The sequence below is a fragment of the Nostoc sp. DedQUE07 genome (assembly GCF_034530975.2).
In the GTDB taxonomy this organism is placed as follows: domain Bacteria; phylum Cyanobacteriota; class Cyanobacteriia; order Cyanobacteriales; family Nostocaceae; genus Nostoc.
The window spans coordinates 45,280-63,282 of record NZ_JAVRCC020000020.1 but is presented as its reverse complement, the minus strand read 5'-3'; the positions used below and the strand labels follow the sequence as shown (position 1 = coordinate 63,282).

The 18,003-nt window shown below is 39.2% G+C and carries 15 protein-coding genes; 1 reads left to right on the top strand and 14 read right to left on the bottom strand.

The annotated features are described in order from the left end of the window. Window positions 1–43: 43 nt before the first annotated feature. The 12 genes from RMZ95_RS17020 to RMZ95_RS16965 form a co-directional block, all read right to left on the bottom strand. Window positions 44–2,965, bottom strand: coding sequence for an ABC transporter substrate-binding protein (locus RMZ95_RS17020; RefSeq protein WP_322682814.1), 2,922 nt, complete (start codon window positions 2,963–2,965; stop codon window positions 44–46). 53 nt (window positions 2,966–3,018) lie between these two features. Then, a complete protein-coding gene (locus tag RMZ95_RS17015) occupies window positions 3,019–6,048 on the bottom strand; it encodes an ABC transporter substrate-binding protein (RefSeq protein ID WP_322682815.1) in 3,030 nt (1,009 codons plus the stop codon). Window positions 6,049–6,062: 14 nt separating this feature from the next. Beyond that, window positions 6,063–7,358, bottom strand: a complete 1,296-nt coding sequence (locus tag RMZ95_RS17010) for an ATP-binding protein (RefSeq protein WP_322682816.1) — start codon at window positions 7,356–7,358, stop codon at window positions 6,063–6,065. A gap of 398 nt (window positions 7,359–7,756) precedes the next feature. Further along, a complete protein-coding gene (locus RMZ95_RS17005) occupies window positions 7,757–8,296 on the bottom strand; it encodes a YqeG family HAD IIIA-type phosphatase (RefSeq protein ID WP_322675426.1) in 540 nt (179 codons plus the stop codon). A gap of 53 nt (window positions 8,297–8,349) precedes the next feature. Beyond that, complete coding sequence (locus RMZ95_RS17000; protein WP_322682817.1) at window positions 8,350–8,976, bottom strand: hypothetical protein; 627 nt, start codon at window positions 8,974–8,976, stop codon at window positions 8,350–8,352. Window positions 8,977–9,203: 227 nt separating this feature from the next. Further along, window positions 9,204–9,776, bottom strand: coding sequence for a DUF3727 domain-containing protein (locus RMZ95_RS16995; protein WP_322682818.1), 573 nt, complete (start codon window positions 9,774–9,776; stop codon window positions 9,204–9,206). Window positions 9,777–9,919: 143 nt separating this feature from the next. Continuing rightward, on the bottom strand, window positions 9,920–10,417 hold the full coding sequence (gene ruvX, locus RMZ95_RS16990; protein ID WP_322682819.1) for a Holliday junction resolvase RuvX: 498 nt from the start codon (window positions 10,415–10,417) through the stop codon (window positions 9,920–9,922). After that, the gene (locus RMZ95_RS16985; protein WP_322675430.1) at window positions 10,398–11,654 is read right to left on the bottom strand and encodes a GNAT family N-acetyltransferase; all 1,257 of its coding nucleotides are present in this window, start codon (window positions 11,652–11,654) and stop codon (window positions 10,398–10,400) included. Before RMZ95_RS16985 ends, ruvX begins: the two co-directional genes overlap by 20 nt. 208 nt (window positions 11,655–11,862) lie before the next feature. Then, the gene (locus tag RMZ95_RS16980; protein ID WP_104907762.1) at window positions 11,863–12,069 is read right to left on the bottom strand and encodes a hypothetical protein; all 207 of its coding nucleotides are present in this window, start codon (window positions 12,067–12,069) and stop codon (window positions 11,863–11,865) included. A 124-nt stretch (window positions 12,070–12,193) separates the two neighbouring features. Then, window positions 12,194–12,685 carry a hypothetical protein gene (locus RMZ95_RS16975; RefSeq protein WP_322682820.1) on the bottom strand — a complete coding sequence of 164 codons (492 nt, stop codon included), beginning with the start codon at window positions 12,683–12,685 and terminating at the stop codon, window positions 12,194–12,196. Window positions 12,686–12,839: 154 nt separating this feature from the next. Further along, window positions 12,840–14,978 carry a pentapeptide repeat-containing protein gene (locus tag RMZ95_RS16970; protein WP_322682821.1) on the bottom strand — a complete coding sequence of 713 codons (2,139 nt, stop codon included), beginning with the start codon at window positions 14,976–14,978 and terminating at the stop codon, window positions 12,840–12,842. Between the two features lie 291 nt (window positions 14,979–15,269). After that, entirely contained in the window at window positions 15,270–15,608 is a 339-nt protein-coding gene (locus RMZ95_RS16965; protein ID WP_322682822.1) for a hypothetical protein, read from the bottom strand. A gap of 299 nt (window positions 15,609–15,907) precedes the next feature. Between RMZ95_RS16965 and RMZ95_RS16960 the strand changes: the two genes are divergently transcribed. Further along, a complete protein-coding gene (locus tag RMZ95_RS16960) occupies window positions 15,908–16,339 on the top strand; it encodes a hypothetical protein (protein ID WP_322682823.1) in 432 nt (143 codons plus the stop codon). Window positions 16,340–16,374: 35 nt separating this feature from the next. Here the strand turns inward: RMZ95_RS16960 and RMZ95_RS16955 are convergent, their stop codons facing one another. Further along, window positions 16,375–16,746, bottom strand: a complete 372-nt coding sequence (locus tag RMZ95_RS16955; RefSeq protein ID WP_322675435.1) for a hypothetical protein — start codon at window positions 16,744–16,746, stop codon at window positions 16,375–16,377. Window positions 16,747–16,816: 70 nt separating this feature from the next. Next, complete coding sequence (locus RMZ95_RS16950; protein ID WP_322682824.1) at window positions 16,817–17,998, bottom strand: glycosyltransferase family 4 protein; 1,182 nt, start codon at window positions 17,996–17,998, stop codon at window positions 16,817–16,819. Between the last annotated feature and the right edge of the window lie 5 nt (window positions 17,999–18,003).

Sequence of the window (18,003 nt, the reverse complement as noted above, 5' to 3'; positions counted from 1 at the left end):
GTTAGAAGTGAAGAATTATGAGTTAAATTCAATTCATAATTCATTATGGTACTGCAACAAACTTTCCACTTTTTATCTGTACTAAAATTGGCTCAGTTTCCCGTTCTCCTTCAGAATTAAATTTGAGTGGATATCCTGAAGTCTCATTGACCGAAAACTTCGCATTTTCTAATCTTTCGAGAATCGTTGTACGATTAGAATTAGAAGACAAAGCTTGAATAAAAGCTTGCGTAGCATCGTAGCTAGTTGCTGTTCGCCAACTCACTTCTCCTCCCCATAGCTTTTTAGCTTTTTCGGCAAAGTTTATTGCTTGTGGTGCTTCTCTAAACCAAGGAACGACTATAATTAAACCTTCTACTGCATTTCCACCTTGAGTTAAGATGTCATTGCTATAAAGATTATCTCCAGCTAAAAGCTTCAACCCTGCTATAGCTCTATTTCGAGATTTAGAACTATCAACTACATCTTGGTTTGCCCTAGCAATTTTGAGAGCAATACTTATATGTTTCCTATCTGGAATTAATACAGCTGCTTCTACTTTGTCTCTGTAAATACTTATGCGAACTTCTGAGTCCATATCTAAAGAGGTATCAGCTAAATTAATTTCTGGCTTGTGAAGTACCTTACCTCCCAGGCTTTCAAATATCTTTGTAAATTCCTCCCTCATGCTGTCACTGTATAAACTGTCAGGATTAGAAAAAATTACTACTTTTGTTAACTTCTTATCAAAGGCATATTTCGCTAATTGTTTTGCCTCAGCAGCATCAGAAGGCAAACTCCTAAAGAAATTTTTACTCTGTAATTGTGTACTGGTGCTGCTTGGAGAGATAATCGGGATATATGTTTTGTTATACTCTTCTAACGCCGCTTTAGTAGATTCAGAATTGTTGTGACCAATAACTCCTAAAATCGATTTGTCTTTTACCAATTCCGCAGCCACTTGTTTGGCTTGTTCCGGTTTATTCGCATCATTGGCAATTTTAATTTCCAGTAATCTATTATTTAAGCCATTTTTAGTATTAAACTCTTGTTGTGCTTGTGCCACACCGCGTAATATTTCTTGAGCAAAGTTAGTCTTATTATCTGCTGGGACAGCTACTGCCAAAGTGATCGGATTTCTTTTGTCACGAGCAAGGGCATTGTTATAGTAAATTCGTACTTCTGGATCATTGCGATTAGCTTTTATAGCTTCTTCAAATAGCTTACTGGCTTCTTGATATTTTTCTTGTTTAAAGGCTTTAATTCCTTGATCACGATCGGCATTGTTTATAATAGGAAAAAACGTCCGTTCGCCGCTACTAAAATTAATGCTTGGATCGTCTATACAAAAAACACCTAATACTTTATTTTCGCTTACCAAACATGGTGTTGACAAACGACTAATACCTATCCCTGCAATAGCAGCGATTCCCATTGATACTACTATGATACCGAGATGCATCCTTTTGGATAACCTCCATTTTTCTGGAGAATAGTGTTCTCCCTTCAAGATATTCTGCTTCTTTTCTTCCTCTTCTATAACTTCAATTTCTTGCTTATTACTTTGTGCAAAAATCTTCAATGGCTCTATGTCTAATACTTTGTTAAATAAATATTTTGCCTCTTTCCAATGATGTTGCTGTTTCAATTTATCTGCATATAAAAATTGTTTTTTGCGAACAGTATTTGCTCGATCAGCTTGAACTTCAAGTTCTAAAGCTGTCCAAAAAAGTTCCGATTTTAAACTACTAGAGTTTTGTGTCCTAGCTGTATTATAAATAGCTAGATTATTCGTTTTTTTTTCCTCTATAGTTAAATATTTCTTAGCTTCATAATTAGAATAACTTTCTTTTTGATTAAATTTTTCTAATTCTTTAATTTCTTGTCGCAATGGATGACGTTGCAGTAACCAACGACGCACTAATTCAATTTTTATTCTGTCACCTGTGTCATCCAAAAAATTATAAGCCACAAGCTCTTTAACTGCTTGTTCCATAACTCTTGTTTTGACAATCCCAAAGTTTTTAAGTAGAATAAATGGGTTTTCTAGAACTATTTGGGATTTCTCAATAGCTATCTTTTGAGACTCCGCGACAGCAGAAAACACAACTTTTTCTGGAATATTCAGTCCTTCCCAAAACCATGCTAGCCCTGCTTCTGCATTCTCAATTGCTTTATCAACAATATTATCTATATCTTCCTGGTTAATATACCATTCATCTAATTCCCTAGCTCTGACAAAAATAGCAAAGCAGATGACTTGAATAAAATAAGGATGTCCTGCTGATAGTTCAATAATGGCTTGAATTGCTTCTGGCTCATATTCTAAAATTCCCTCAGCAGGCTGGGTGATTAGCTGTGTAGCACTATTTTCATTTAAAAAACCGATTTCATAGATAGAAACATCCTGAAAATAATCGAGTAAGTTCGGCATATTTGCTGATTGTCTGCCTGCAAACATAATCAAAAATAGTTTGTCCTCTACTTCAATTATTGAATACAAATATGTGAAAAATTCATCCAGCAATGAGGCAGAAATAGGAGTAATTAATGCTTCAAACTCATCTAGTACTAAAACTATTTTTTTACCGACTAATTCATCATAAACTTTAGTCAAAAATTCACTGTAAAAAATATATGCTTCTTTTTCTAAATCTGGAATACTAGGGGGTTTAATCTTTTCTGCATCTAATTGCAGATGGTCAATAATTTCTTTAGATAGTTCTGCTAAAATTTTATAGAAATTATCCCCAGAATAATCTTCTAAATTGAAAGAAATAAAAACAAAGTCTTCTAATTGAACAAATTTTGGAATATTACGAATAATAGATGACTTACCGATACGTCTTTGACCATGCAACAGAGTGATTTTTACACCTTGACTCAGATTATCCTTAATAAAATCAAACAAATCTCCTCGTCCAAAAAGTAGTTTTGGATCATCGATTGGACGACCGATTATGTAAGGGTTTCTCCGAAATACCATAGCATTAACCGTAGATTAATAGGTTGGTGATGTGATCTATTTTACCAAAAAAATTATTTTGGCTGGTTTTGTTCTTGTTGCTGTATAATCATTCGCTGTTTTTGTTCTGGTTGCTGTAGCATATGTAGCATAACCCACCTTCCACCTTGGACTTGAACTAAAATTGGCTCTGTCTGTCGCTCTCCTTCGGAATTAAATTGAAGTGGATCTCCAGATGTATTCTCTTGAGAAAGATTAACACTTCTTAAATTTTCGATAACTGTTGTGCGATCGGAATTAGCAGTCAAAGCCTGAATAAAAGCTTGGGTAGCATCGTAACTGGTTGCTGTTCGCCAACTCACTCCTCCTCCCCATTGGTTGAATGCTTTTTGGGCAAAGATTTGTGCTTGTGGTGCTTCGCGAAACCAAGGAACAACTGTAATTAAACCTTCCACTGCATTTCTACCTCTACTTAAGGTTTCATCGCTGTAAAGAATATCGCCACCTAAAAGCTTCATTCCTGCTCTGGCTCCATTTTGAGATGGAGGCCTATCTAATGCTTCCTGGTTTGCTTTGGCAATTTTGAGAGCAATATCTGCATGTCGTGCATCTGGAATTAATACAGCTGCTTCTGCTTTGTATCTATAAATACTTCTGTTAACTTCTGCATTTATATCTAGTGAGGTATTAGCTAAATTAATTTCTGGCTTGCGAAGTACCTTACCTCCACGTTGTTCAAAGTTATGTTGAAATTCTTCTCTCATGCTCTCACTGTATGGACTGTCAGGATTAGAGAAAATCACTACTTTTCTTAAATTCAACTTCTTGAACGCATATTCCGCTAATTTTTTTCCTCCAGCAGCATCAGAAGGTAAACTCCTAAAAAAATTCTGACCCTGTAATTTTGTACTGGTGCTACTTGGAGAGATAATCGCGATATCTGTTTTGTTATATTCTTGTAAAGCTGTTTTAGTAGAGTCAGAACTGTAGTGACCAATAACTCCTAAAATTGAATTATCTTTTATCAACTCGGCAGCTACTTTTTGGGCTTGTTCTGGTTGACCTGCGTCGTTAGCAATTTTAATTTCCAGCAACCGACCATTTAAGCCCTTTTTTCCATTATTAAATCCATTATTAAACTGGTGCTGGGCTTGTGATACACCGCGCAAAATTTCTTGAGCAAAGTTAGTATTATTATCTGCTGGAACAGCTACTGCCAAAGCGATGGGATTTCCCCTGTCATGGGCCAGGGCGTTATTATAGTAGATGAGGAGTTCTGGGTCATTGCGATTAGCTGCTACAGCTTGTTGAAATAATTTAATTGCTTCTTTATAATATTGTTTTTTAAAGGCTTGAATTCCTTGGTCACGAGCAATGTTTTTAACATTAGGAAAAAAAGTGCGATCGCCGTTACTGACTATATTTTTATCTTCTATACAAAAAAGAATAAACTCTTTCTGTTGACCTGGAGAACAGCCTGATGATAAGCTATTAGCAACATAAAATACAATTCCAAAAATTGTTATTCCTGCTAAAATTCCTACTAAAGTTATACCTCTGGGAATTCGCGGTGGTCTCCTAAAAATGCCTCTTGTTGTTTCATAAATTTCTATTTCTAATAGTCTCTCTTTAGCCGATTTTCTGTTAAACTCAATTTTTAAAATTTCGTTATACTGTTTCTTTGCTAATTTGTATTTTCGTTGAATTATTAAATAATGTCCATATGCTGATAGCGCATCTAAATATCTTATTTGAAAATTTTCAGGATCTACCTGGTAAAGTTCTCTGTGACATTCTAAGGATTTTTCAAAATCTCTTACTTTTAAATATTGTTCAGCCAAAGACACTTTAATATTAAAACTATTAGGATCTCTTTCTAGAGCTTGTTCGTAATGCTGTAATGCTAGTTGGTATTGTCCCTGTTCAGACCAGAAATTTGCTACTTCGACTAAGTTATTAACAATATCTTTAACGTTTTCACTTTCTAGTGTTTGTAATTCTTGTATTTTTAAAGCTTGAATTTCATTTTGTAGAGAATGATATTGTAGCAACCAACAACGAATTAATTCCACTGTGATTGTGCGTCCGCTACCAGATAAATAGCGAATTTCTATTAGTCTCTCCCAGGCTTGACTTAGCTGTTCTGTCTGATTTATGCCATTTTTACTAAGTAAATTTAATGGGTCTTCCGGAACTCTTTTTCCTTGCCCAATAGCTATTTTTTCAGCCTCTGCTACAGCTGACATAATAATTCTTTCTTCGACAGTCAGTACATCCCAAAAATTTTGCAATAAAAAATCAGCTTTTTCAATTGCTTTTGTTAAAATTGACTCTACATCAGCACGTTCAATACTCCATTTATTATTTTCTCTTGCTTGTTCAAAAAGAGTAGAGCAAATAACTTGAGTAAAACATGGGTGTCCTGCTGAAAGTTGTAAAATTTTCTGTATTGCTGCTGCTTGATATGTCAAAATTCCTTCAGCAGGATTAGCAATCATTCGTTTAGCACTAGTATCATCTAGAAAACCAATTAGTTCAGATGGCGCACTCTTAAATAAACTCAGCAAATTTGGTAAATCATGAAGATACCTTCCGATTACTGGTATAACAAATAAATTTATTTTATCCTTATTTATAAGGCTTGATAAATATGGGAAAAATTCATCATTAACGACATCAAATTCATCAAGTAATAATACTAAGTTTTTATTCTCTATTTTCTGAAAAACTTGTGGTAGAAATACTTCAGAAAAGATTGATTCTTCCTTAAGTAATTCCCTTTGTGGTAGTATTGACTTATCATTAACTATTTCAGTGATTTTCACAGCTAAATCGTAAAGAATATCACTAAGACTTAAATTACCTTTATCTTGTAAATCAAATTGGATAAAAATAAATTTATCAAGCTGAACGAAATTGGGAATCTGTTTAAGTACAGATGATTTACCAATCCGTCTTTGACCATGCAACAAGATAACTCTTACACCTTGGCTTAGATTATCTTCAATAAAGTCAAATAAACTTTGACGACCAAAAAATTTACTGCGTTCATGTATTGGACGACCAATAATATAAGGATTTCTGCGACCATTTGCTCCATTCATATTACTTACCCAGACTAATTATTTGGTAAAATAAATCCTTTAGGGAAAGCAGCTACTAACTTACCAAACCATTCCATAATTTTTGGAATTTTGTCTTGATTCTTCCATAGCCATTTAATAGCTGTAGTAAATTTATTCATCTGCTGGCGACTCATCAAATTGAGAAAAACTTTTTCTCGTGCTTGCAACCACTGCTCATCTGTTCGTCGAATTTCTTGAATTACCCAGCGCTCCATTGTTGATGAAGTGAAAGAGTAAATATTTTTCTCTTCATGAACAGAGTGAGTAACTACACCTTGCTCTTCTAATTTGATTAGCTCTCCTTCTCTTTGACTAAAAATTAATTCAATACCACTAACATCAAATTGTTTTTGTTTATGCAGGCGACCTTTTAAAGCAGAAAGAGCCATTAGCATAAGTAGAGTTTGTTCTACTTCACTACACCTTTCCCAAATATTTTGAAAAATCTGTTGCGTCACACTTTCAAAATCGCTAACAAATTTATCTACATTTGGCGCATTTGCAGTGAGTAAATCTCTATGCAATAGAAAACCAGATGTTTGTAGCAAAGACGGGTGTCCGCCTGTAATTTCTTTAATTGCTTCCCGTAAATCAGGTATTCTTAATGTCTTAAATATGTCGTCAATTTCACTATTATTAAATATCTTGAGTCGCAAAAATAGATAATGGTTGTACCAGGGTGAAGCGTTGGGATTAAGCTTTGGTCCTAATTCATTAAGACGCTTAAGAGAAGTAACAATCATCGACAAATGTTGTCCCTCAGCAGAGTGAACAGCCAAATTACGACACTCACTCAAAAATCTTTGCATTGCATCTTCATCGTATTCCTGGTTCGTGTGCAGTGCTACATGGAAGTCGTCTATTAACAACACTAGATATTTATCTTGTGCTTTAAGCTTGCGTAATATCTGTCGCAGGTTATCTTTAGCCGGCTTTCCTGCTTGCAGAATTGCATCAATTTCAGTCTGTAATGCAGATTGACCTGCTAATTTATCTTTGATAAAGCTGAGTATTTCTCCCCAAAAATCTGAGGGAGTGAAAGGAGCGATACTCTCGCAACTGAAACGAACAATTACGGCTTGGGATGAATCCATTCCGTGGTCTAGCCAAGCTTGGGGTGATTCTAATTTCTGCAAAAAAGAGGTTTTGCCCATTCCTGAACCACCCCAAATTGCTAAGTGGCTGCGGTTATAAATTTGATCAAAGGCAGCTGCAATTTCTGATGTTCGCCCTACAAAATGCTCTGGAGGTACGGCTTTTCCGACAATAAAAGGATTTTGTTGTAACATTATTCAATAAACGCTTAAGTGAAATTGAGTAATATAGTATCACTTTTATGTAGCATCATGAAATGTTTGTTGGGCTGTATGTAATATACTCTTAGCAGTGATTGTAGACTGGGGAATAGTTTTTCTAATTTGTAATACTCAATTCGCGATACCTAATGTCTAATACTTAATACCCAGTACTTAGTCCTAATACCTAACTAATCCTCAGTTCCCAGTCCAATATGTAAAGCGCCAGTTCTTCTATAGTGAAGACTGACGCTTTACGGAAGTATATTTACTTAGTATGAGTTAAGGTCTTTTTTGGCTGACCCCATGTTATTAATACTTATGATCCCCGATTTTTTGGTTCCAGTAAGATTCCTTAATTATTTCTTTAGATTTACTTTCCTGACGATTTTTCAACTTTTGTGAATCTTCTTTTTCTTGGGTGTAATAGAGGCTCCCAGAATTTCAGATATCCAAACTTCAAAGTTGCGGACAGGATGAGAGCGCAAAGCCGCATCGGCATGAACAATCGGTTCCACTAAAATGGTAAACATTCCCAGACGATTACCTGCTAAAACATCAGTAAACAAGCGATCGCCTACCATTCCCACTTGATGCACTGGTAGATCCATTCCCCTCAGTGCGGCTCTAATTTTGCGTCGGGAAGGCTTGGCTGCACCTAAGTAGTAAGGTAAATTGAGCGATCGCGCAATTCCACCAATTCGCGCTTCACTCAGGTTGTTACTCACCAAGCACAGTGCAGTACAGGTACGGATTTGCTCTACCCACTCTTGTAGTTCTGGGGAAGCTATCCCGACTGTAAAAGGTACTAAAGTTTCATCTACATCCAATACCAGCCCTTTAAGCCCGTATTTTTGGATAATATCTGGTGTTAGGTTTAACACTGAACCCTCTAAAATCAAATCAGGCTGTAAAAGATTGTTCCAGAACATAGTCAACAGTCAAATGTAGATAGCTAAGACAAATGAGCATAACCCAATATAGTTTAGTTAGTCGAACTCCATCCTGGAATCTCTCCCTGAACATTTTGAGATAAAATCCCTAAAATCTTATCTATTTCTTTGATGTAATAATTACTCAAATCAATAAATATATCGTTTTCTTCTAACTTCAAAAACTTCCAAATATCGCCTGTTGTTACCGCACCATAAATTTTTCTGATTTCATTTCCTTCTTGTTGATTAAACAATTGGGCTGCCAACATTGCGGCTGCACATTGACCTAATCCACCTTTAATATTTTCGTTTTTGGCTTCAATAATAACCACCACTGGCACATTAATTATTAGCTGCTCTTTAGAACGACTGATGATAAAGTCACAGTATCCATTCAGACCTTTTTCTGCATCTACATTAAAATCTGTTCCCGAAAATAAGCTAATTGGATAACTCGCTCTGCGTCTTATCTCCAACAATATTGGAGTGACAATCATTTCTGAACGAGCTTTTTCAGTATTAATTGCTAAAGCCAGTTCTGTAGTTTCTTCTAAAGAATTTTTGAGTTTCTCACTTGCTTGTAAAGGTTCTATGTCAGCACATAAATCAGTTTTTTCATCAATGCGGATGCTGAATGACTTTTTAAATTTACTTAATGTAAAATCGCTATAAGCCATTTTCAGCACCTCATACCAATTTTAGATTTAGATAATGGAATTGAAAATCACGACCAAAATGCTTGTTTCATAATTTTAAACAATACTAATTGTCCCAATTTAGTGTCAATGTTTCATAGCTTCCACATTTTATGGGACATGGTAAAAGGTTTAGGTAGATTTTAATTACAATGAAAATTCCCAATTAAAAATTCAAAATGCAATATTTTCATTTTGAATTTTTAATCTTATTCCACTTCATTAAAAAGGTGTTCTTCTAACAAAGGTTGTACTTTCCGAAACTCCTCTGGAGAAAGTAATTCCGGCTCGCCGGTTTTTGTTATCCGTGCAAAAAACAACAGAGGGTCTAGGGGTGTATAAATTGCATACTCCTGATCTTCCTCATAAAAACTAGCGAGTAGCTGTAATTGCTCAGGCTCTAAATCTGCCTCTTCGTCTTCGATTTCTAGGGTGAAGAGTTCTGATTCTTCCACTGGCGGTAAATCACCTGCAACAGTCAAAGCATAAGCTGTATTCTTCAGTACCAAGTTCTGCTCAGATAGTACAGCTTGGGCGTTAGCAAAAATTTGCTCAATGATGGTGTCATCTTCTACCAGAACCGCTTCTTCTTCCTCACCGTCACCTTCCCAAGAAAAAATTTCTACAGGTGAGTCTACAGGAAGGAGCAAAACGTATTCTTGTCCATCTACCTCTAGGGAATGCTCTATATAACAGTCGAGCGATCGCCCTTTATCATCGGTTAAAGTGATGGAACCCGCATGAGCGTTATCATTTTCTTCAGGAAATGGAGAGGAAAACATAGCCGAAATGTAGAAATTTAATAAATACCAGCAAGTTTGAAAATCGCTTAACTATAGTTAATGACATATTATGTCAAACAAATAGCTTTATACGTAGATACAACTGCTGGCTAATCGTTTTTAGAATATCATGTTAAAAGGTATCAATATTCAATAGCCGCAACTGAGCTAGGAGAGTTAGCACGTTTAACATCTAGCCATTGTTGCAAAATCAAAGCCGCTGCCTTGCGGTCAATCAAACCTTTATTGCGTGATGGAGAGCGGTTTTCAGCTATCAGCAGTTGCTCTGCTTGAAATGAAGTTAATCGCTCATCCATATATTCCACAGGCAAGTTTAGTGCTTTAGCAAGTCTTTTAGTAAATTTCTGAACTTGACGAGCCTGAAATCCTAGTGAGCCATCCATTGAATAAGGTAAGCCCATAACTAGAACTTGCACCTCACGTTCATTAACGATTTGTCGGATTTGCTCGACATCCTGCTCAAAAGATGTGCGCTCAATTGTAGTGATACCCGTGGCAATTAAACCCGTGCGATCGCATCCAGCTACACCAATCCGCTTGCGACCAAAATCTAGTCCCAAGGCGGAAATAAACGGTTTTGGTTGCTCTTGGAATATCACACTACTTCTCCTGCTGTCCATCTGCTGATTCAGTAATCGGCGATGTTTCTATGCTAGGATTTTTTACCGGAAAGTTAATCGGTTCTGGCTTGATTGGCAGTGGTTTATCTGAGGATGGCAGCTTCCCTGGTTGTATCCATGACATCCCACCTGGTATAGGTTTACGAGTTGGTTGTAAACCTTGCAGCATATCAGTCCATTGGATTCCTTCTAAGGAGACGAATTTCGACTCTCGTAGCTTGTGCCACACAGAGCGAGACATCACTAATGTATGTTCTATGCGTTTTGCTCCAATTCGCTCCAAATATTCTTCTCGCTCTGCCTGATAGTCTGAAGAGGCTAGTTGTAACCCTTGCTGGGGAAAATCTTGGGCAATACGAGCCAGTTGAGATAGTAATTCTGGATAAAGCCAGGTGTAAGCAGGATGAACTGTCAGCGTTGCAGCATGGGGAACTTCACCCTTGCGATCGAGTTGCACCTGAAAATAGCCGATCGCAGCTTTGCGTTGCGGTTCAAATACGTAACCACTGACTACTTCTGTTTTAGTCAGCCATTGCTTTACTGCATCAGTTAAAGCGCCAAACAAACTGGTTTTAAAGTCGCGGGTATTGCGGTCAAAAACCTGACGTACCAGAGGTGGCATCGATGCCGTATCTAGTTGATATAGCAACTGGGCATCAGCATTACTTATAGGCAAGAGGTTGGGCAAGTCTGGCTCTGCTTGTGCCAATTCAGCCAGTAATTCTGGCCCAATTTCCCAGTACGTCATTTCTGCTAGACGCTGGAATCCATTTTGCCGATATAGTGCCAGCGCCTCTATGTCATTGATATTAACTTCCAGTAGCCAAGTACGAGCTTCCAGAATCGATTCAAAGCAATGACGCAAAAGTTGCGAACCAATTCCTTGTTTATCGACACCACGCTCTAGCAACACTCGATCGATCCGCCAAGTGCTACGTGTGCGGTTAAAGGGTGACACTTGAATCATTCCTAAAAGTATCCGCCCTTGCTCTGCGACAAAAGCACAAAGGCGATACTGTAGCGGGTTAGGAAACCAACTTAAAAATTTGAGTAATCCATACCAGCGACGCAGCCTTTGCATCTGGCTGATGGCAAAACCTGCTCCCTTCGGAGTAAGGGCTGCGAATGACTCTTGAGTTATGCGCTCAATTCCGTCCAGATCCCGATATTGGACTGGTCGGATAATAACGCTGAGGTTTCTGGGAAGTAATGAAGTCATTTTTATTCGAGCCGCCATTTAGCCTTAACTAACTGCTCTTCAAAGGAAGGAACTGCTGCAATAATCTTAACTAGTTTCTGCTCTCTACTATTGTGCCAAAAGGGTGATTTTAGTAACTTAATACTTAAAAAGCAGAAAAAGCAGACCTTGTGAGAACACCATTGGCATTGACCCAACAACATCTGCCCTTATTTTATTTGAATTTTGATTAAAATTTGTATATATTTTATAACCCTTGCCGAGAAACTAGCTTTTCAAAGTGGGCTTGGGTTTGATGGAGTAATTGGTGGCGACTATCTACTAGTGTTTGCTTCAGGGTTGGAACAAGATTACGAGCTTGCAGAGTCATGTGAAGTTGCAGGTTGGCAACATATTCACTGAAATCTTGATTCATTTCATCTGCGCCCGCATCCGTTAATAAATTTGATTCCATTGCCACTGTGTTCTCCTGTGTTAATCCTGTGCTGTCTCTCTTCATGACCAAAAACTATCACGTTGTTTGGACTAACTTGTTAATTTGCAATGAAGTTTAACGCTTCTTAGGGATAGGGTGTCCCTTAAAATCTTAAACCAACACCACCTTGTACAGAGATAGCTGTACCACTGCTATCTCGGTAGGCATCAAAAGCAATAATGGCATTGCCAAAAAGGACAGTATTGCTATTTGGGATCATATAATCAATACCCGGTTGTAAAGCAAAACTAATTTTGTCGCCCACGGGAGAAGAATCACCACCACCAGCTAAAACTAATCCCGCACCCAGGTAGGCATCAGCTTGCCAGTTGAGGGGGATATCGTAAGAAACCGTTGGTACAACAGCCGTATTATTACCAATTAACACTTGAGCGCGGAGTGAAATTGGTGCTTCCAAAAGCTTGTAGCGCCCCGCTATCACCCCCCCAAGTTGGATACCATCGGTAAAACCAACAGTGGGGCCGATACCAATATAACTGCCATAAGCTACTTGAGCTTGTGCTGGTTTCGTACTCGCCAGACTCAAGACCAAACCAGCCCCCAAAACTGAAACCAAAGATGGAATATATTTCATAACCAACTCCTCACACCAATTAGTCATTAGTCATTGGGCATGGGGCGTTAGGAGTGCTGAGTTAAGAGTTAAGAGTTAGGAGTTTTGTTTATCTCCTTGTCCCTTTGTCTCCTTGTCTCCTCATCCTCCCCTGCTCCCTGCCCCCTCTCTCATTCTACGGGCAACGGGGATGAATCCCTCCTTGAGTACAAATGTATGCTAATTGCTTGGCATCTAAATTTTTGGCTTGAGAAAAATCAACCCCTTGGACTACGGCAGATACTGAGCCTAAATCTGGGGTTTGGACAAATTGATCTGCTGGATCTTGTTTGCTAGGAGCGAGAATTGCTCCTTTAAAATCTGCTCCAGCAACATTTGCCCCTCGTAAATCTGCAAGACTCAGGTCAGCATTTTGCAAGTTAACGTTTTCCATTTGGGCAGAACGTAAAACAGCACCAGTTAAACGAGTAGCGCTGAAGTTAGCATTGCTGAGGTTAGCACGATCCAAATAAGCTCCTGATAAATCTGCCCCTTGCCAATCAGTGTTAATTAAGTTGGCAAAAGATAATTGCGTGCCGATCGCAGTGGCGCGACCTAAACGCGCTGCATACAGATTGGCTTCGTTCAATTTGGCATCGCCTAAATCAGCCCCAGTCAAGCTAGCTTTTTCTAAAACTGCGTTTCGCAGATCGGCTCCTACTAGTTGGGTGCTGTTGAGTTTAGCATCATATAAACGCGCGTTGGATAAGTTGGCTCTGTTAAGAGTGGCACGACTCAAATCGATGCGGTTCATCAAGACGCGACTGAGGTTAGCATCAGTGAGATTAGCTTGCTGCAACTGAGCTTGGCTTAAATCAGCCATTACATCGTCGTAGGTATCCCAGCGTCCATCTTCACCCACACCCCGGAAGCGGCTACCCTTAAAGCTAGCTTGGTTAAGATTTGCAGATTTAAACCTAACTCCTGATAAATCAAGATTGTCCAGTACCAAGTTGAAGAAGGAACTTCCAGAAGTACCGCTTTGACCTAATTGGGTTCTACTAAGGTCAACACCGTCGAGTTTTTTACCGCTATAAACAGAGAGAATCTTGTTGATTGTTCGTTGGTTTCTTTGTAACCGACCTTGGCGTAATTCCCGCTCTTTGGTTGCAGTGCTACCTACAGATTCCAGTTCGCTCACCAAAAACTGATTCTTATTTTTAAGTTCTGGGATGGCTTGAGGCCCGACAGTTGTCAAAGCTTGTTGAATTGTATCCAGAAGGCTGGGGTCAGTTTCGCTAACTAATAAATCCGCCAGAAATTTAATCGATTGTGGGTCATTAAGACCACCCATAGCCAGAATTGCACTTTGGCGTTGCTCATTAGTCGCCCCAGAGTTGGGAGTCAATTGTTTGACAAGTTCGAGGAATTGTTGGCTGTTGATTTGCTTGGTTGCTCGCTGGGATTGTTGAATTTGGATATAAACTTGAGTGCCGATTAAAGTTGCCAACACAGCAGTCATACTCGTCAGCCCTACCCCGAACAAAGTCAGATTGGGATTTTGCTGTATTCGCCGCCACAAATTAGGTGACTGGCTGGTTCGCTCTGCCGCTAATTCTTCTCCCTCTTGCCATTCTGCTTCTTCATTACCGTCAGCAGACTGAGCTTGTCTGTTGCTAGCTAAGATTGCATCGATTGTATAAGTACCTGCGAGTCGATCGTGGAGTGCGCGACGCCCTTGACGTGACGGTAAGCCAATCCCTTCACCCACAATCATTAATAAAGACAAAAATGTGAATAATCCTAAATTGGGAAAAGCAAAGCTGTAGCGCCACAGTAGATAGGCAATGGAAATGGGTACTGTCCAACGTCCAACTCCTTCTCTGATCGCAACTGCCCCCAATCCGGGCGGTTTCCCTTGCTCGTTGACAACCCGCACTTTTAACCAACGTTTAGGAATTGTGCTACCAGTCTTAGCTAATAAATACAATTGCCACCAAGAGAGAGTTACAGGCGCTAACAAGGCGATTGTCCACAAAATATTAGTCGGCCATGCAACGTTACGGATGCCATAGCTCACAGGTAGAGCTAGGGGTCTGGCGATCGCTCTTTCTGTGACTACCAGCACGGGGTTCAGCGGCACTCGGTTCAGATCGCTTCTAGAATTGGCATAGACACCAATGCCGAAGGGAATCAACCCACTAGTCACCACTAGTGTGATTTCAGCCGCCCAAGCAGCAAAACGCCTACTTCCTAGCAGCAGCGAATTGGCTCTTTCCGATTTTTTTGACTGACCAGATTGATTACTAGTTCTTCTGACAATTGGTGAGGTCATCGTATAATTTCCTTTGATATTATTTCTACGCCGCGATCGGCACAATTAAAATAGACTAAGCTCGTCAGCAAAAAGAAAAGCATATTGAAATAGGATTTAGGAGTTATGCAGCAGAATTTTGGAGTCTGAATGGGCTGCCCTAACAGAAATCAAATAGGCTTTATACCTAGTTTTGACACTTAGCTTGTGTACTTCAACTTCCTGGAAATCCTCTGTAAGTCAGAAGCCGTTTTTATTTCGGCTCCTGACTTTCATAACTTTGGGCAGAGTGCAAAGTAAATGCATATCAACTTATTGCTTACGTTGAAAGCTACCAGACACAAAAATTTTGTATCCAACATACACTAACACTGCCAAAAGTGCCAGACTGATTACAGATGCAACTAGTTTAAACACTGCTTGCAGTATCGCCAAGCCTACTAGCACCGTCACAGCTGAAACTACCAGCTTTTTTGCCCCAGATAAGCTGTTGAACCAAATCTGAAATCGCTCCAGTTGCAAGTTGAAGCTGGCAAAAACAGACTGAGGCGTTTGTTTTTGTTCTTGTGAAACCACCCCAGGCGGGGAATTAATCTCTGCGTCTAGCTGATTGAGACGACGCTGTAAGTCTTCTTCTGGTTGAGGATTCATCAATCTTTCCTAACTCATTAGCATACTTATTCAACAATAGACTAACCAAATTCTCTTTTTGGTGGTTGTCTTGGTGATTTTAGCTAATCTCTGTGCGTGCAAGACCTTTCAGACATCAATTCTAGAGACGTTGCAATGCAACCTCTCTACATACACCTATCAAATCTTCACAAAGAATCCTGAACTCACTAGTATTACTTTATACGGCACCTTTTGGAACCAAGAGGAATTGCTCTCGTCTATATAGATCGGACTGTATAACAATATTGCTCTAAAAAAAATCTGGAGCATTAATTAAAATGAAGACTCTGAGGCTACTTGCAATTATTCCCACAGCTTTGGCGATGAGTTTGGCTTTCACTGAGGCTAATTTGGCACAGACACCGACAATTCAAATTGGTCGAAATTTCCAACCAGATCCAGTGGTTTTGAAGGGAAAGTCTGGGGGAACTGTCAAAAGTAATTGTGGCAATATTACCACTGAACCTAGTCAAGTTATCCAAGTTACAGAGTCACTACCTTATTTACGATTAACAGTAGAGAGTCAAGGAAAGCCAACACTCCTGCTCGACGGGCCTGGAGGGCGCTTTTGTGTATTAGCAGATAGTTACTCTGGAAGTAAATCAGAACTTTCTGGTTATTGGCAGGCAGGAAAATACTCGCTGTATGTGGGCGAACTATCCCAGCAACAGTATACTTACAACCTCTCAATCTCACAAAAAAATAAATAGTCATTAGTCATTAGCAAAGGACAAATGACTAATGACTATTCTTCCAGTGATTTAGCGGGAACTTCGACAGCAGTGACATCAATTGTGCCTTCTGGTGTGAAGCGCTGAAAATGACTATTTTGCACTAACAGTAATTCCTTACAGTTAGGACATTGCAACTGACTGTTATTTAAGCCTGTGAATTCATATCCACATACGGGACATTGATCGGCAACCAAGTTGCGTTGCAGCCACCAACGAAAGCCAAAAAAAGCCACAATAGGTGTTAACAACAGCAACCCGAAAATAATTAGCAATGAATTAACTAACCAACCCAAGCCCACTGATGCCAGCAACCAAACAACTGCCAGCAGGGTGAGCCAAGGGCGGAGATTTAAAAGATTCAATTGAAATGACTTAAAGCTCATTTTTAATAAATTTCGTCCTGCTCTCCTTCTAGGATAGCGATTTTAGTCAGTGGTCATTTGTCATTTGGACTCAAATGGACTTTATTACTGAGGATAGCAGCATTTTGTGTAAGTGCTGTTGAAAGGCATTTAAGCCAAACAGAGCGATCGCCTGTTCTCTTAGCCACTCTCGATCGCATCGCTGGTCATTCCCTTGAAGCATTTCTATACAAGCTGCTGCTACAGCATCAGGATTGCGGTGTGGGACTCGCCATCCCAGTTTACCATCTTGCAAGGGGTCAGCGGAGCCATCATCGTCACCAGATAACACCGGCACTCCACAAGCCATTGCTTCTAGATAAACTATGCCAAAGCCTTCTTGCGAAGGCATAATATAGGCGTCAGCAAGGCGGTAATGTTCCATTAATTCTTCTGTGGCAACGAAACCAGCAAACACAACGCGATCGCTCACGCCTAAATCTTTTGCTAGCTGCGCCAATCGTGGTTGGTCATCGCCGCGACCAATTACCAAATATTTCACTTCTGGGAAAACTTCAGCGATTTGTGGTAATGCCCGAATGGTGACATCTACACCCTTGTAAATATCTCCTGACCATAACCGCGCTACTGTCATTAACACTTTCGCGCCAGTTAAGCCATACTTCTGGATTAATTCTGGTTGTTTGGAGCCAGGAGTAAATTTATCCGCATCAATTGCACAAGGCATCATCTGTACCATGTTTGGGTTTAGACTATTGGCAACACAAGCGCGATCGCGGCTGTAGCGACTAATTGTCCAAATTCTCTCTGCTGATATCAGGGCACGACGTTCCTGATTTTTCAACGGTTCCCAGACTTCTTTGCCGTAAGTTAGCACGGTGTAAGGAATCCCCAAAGGCTGGCAAAGTGTTTGGATTAATACTGCTAAGTTAATGTGACCGCAGAAAACCTGCTGCGGACGGCTCTGCAACAGACATTTCAGTAAAGCTGCTGCCATTTGCAATCTCCCCAAATAGGGAGACTGATTTTTAAAGTAATGAAATTTTAAGTTTTCGTCTTCAAACGGATTTAAGCTATCAGCACTATCTCGCAGCAAAAATACTTCTGCTTTGTAGTCTTGACCCAATGCCAAATAGGCGCGAAAAATATCTTTTATATAGGATTGAATACCACCTTCATGAGCAAAAATTTCTAAAAACACGAAGATATGGTTAGTTTGTTTATTAACTTTATTACCTAAATTCAGGTTTTTTGTCACTGTAGTGATTTGCATATTAG

Coding starts and splice junctions, on each gene's coding strand:
- RMZ95_RS16985 (WP_322675430.1), bottom strand. CDS start 11,654: ATGGCGGCTCGAATAAAAATGACTTCATTACTTCCCAGAAACCTCAGC.
- RMZ95_RS17010 (WP_322682816.1), bottom strand. CDS start 7,358: ATGTTACAACAAAATCCTTTTATTGTCGGAAAAGCCGTACCTCCAGAG.
- RMZ95_RS16980 (WP_104907762.1), bottom strand. CDS start 12,069: ATGGAATCAAATTTATTAACGGATGCGGGCGCAGATGAAATGAATCAA.
- RMZ95_RS16970 (WP_322682821.1), bottom strand. CDS start 14,978: ATGACCTCACCAATTGTCAGAAGAACTAGTAATCAATCTGGTCAGTCA.
- RMZ95_RS16950 (WP_322682824.1), bottom strand. CDS start 17,998: ATGCAAATCACTACAGTGACAAAAAACCTGAATTTAGGTAATAAAGTT.
- ruvX (WP_322682819.1), bottom strand. CDS start 10,417: ATGGACAGCAGGAGAAGTAGTGTGATATTCCAAGAGCAACCAAAACCG.
- RMZ95_RS17020 (WP_322682814.1), bottom strand. CDS start 2,965: ATGGTATTTCGGAGAAACCCTTACATAATCGGTCGTCCAATCGATGAT.
- RMZ95_RS17015 (WP_322682815.1), bottom strand. CDS start 6,048: ATGAATGGAGCAAATGGTCGCAGAAATCCTTATATTATTGGTCGTCCA.
- RMZ95_RS16955 (WP_322675435.1), bottom strand. CDS start 16,746: ATGAGCTTTAAGTCATTTCAATTGAATCTTTTAAATCTCCGCCCTTGG.
- RMZ95_RS16975 (WP_322682820.1), bottom strand. CDS start 12,685: ATGAAATATATTCCATCTTTGGTTTCAGTTTTGGGGGCTGGTTTGGTC.
- RMZ95_RS16960 (WP_322682823.1), top strand. CDS start 15,908: ATGAAGACTCTGAGGCTACTTGCAATTATTCCCACAGCTTTGGCGATG.
- RMZ95_RS16995 (WP_322682818.1), bottom strand. CDS start 9,776: ATGTTTTCCTCTCCATTTCCTGAAGAAAATGATAACGCTCATGCGGGT.
- RMZ95_RS17000 (WP_322682817.1), bottom strand. CDS start 8,976: ATGGCTTATAGCGATTTTACATTAAGTAAATTTAAAAAGTCATTCAGC.
- RMZ95_RS16965 (WP_322682822.1), bottom strand. CDS start 15,608: ATGAATCCTCAACCAGAAGAAGACTTACAGCGTCGTCTCAATCAGCTA.
- RMZ95_RS17005 (WP_322675426.1), bottom strand. CDS start 8,296: ATGTTCTGGAACAATCTTTTACAGCCTGATTTGATTTTAGAGGGTTCA.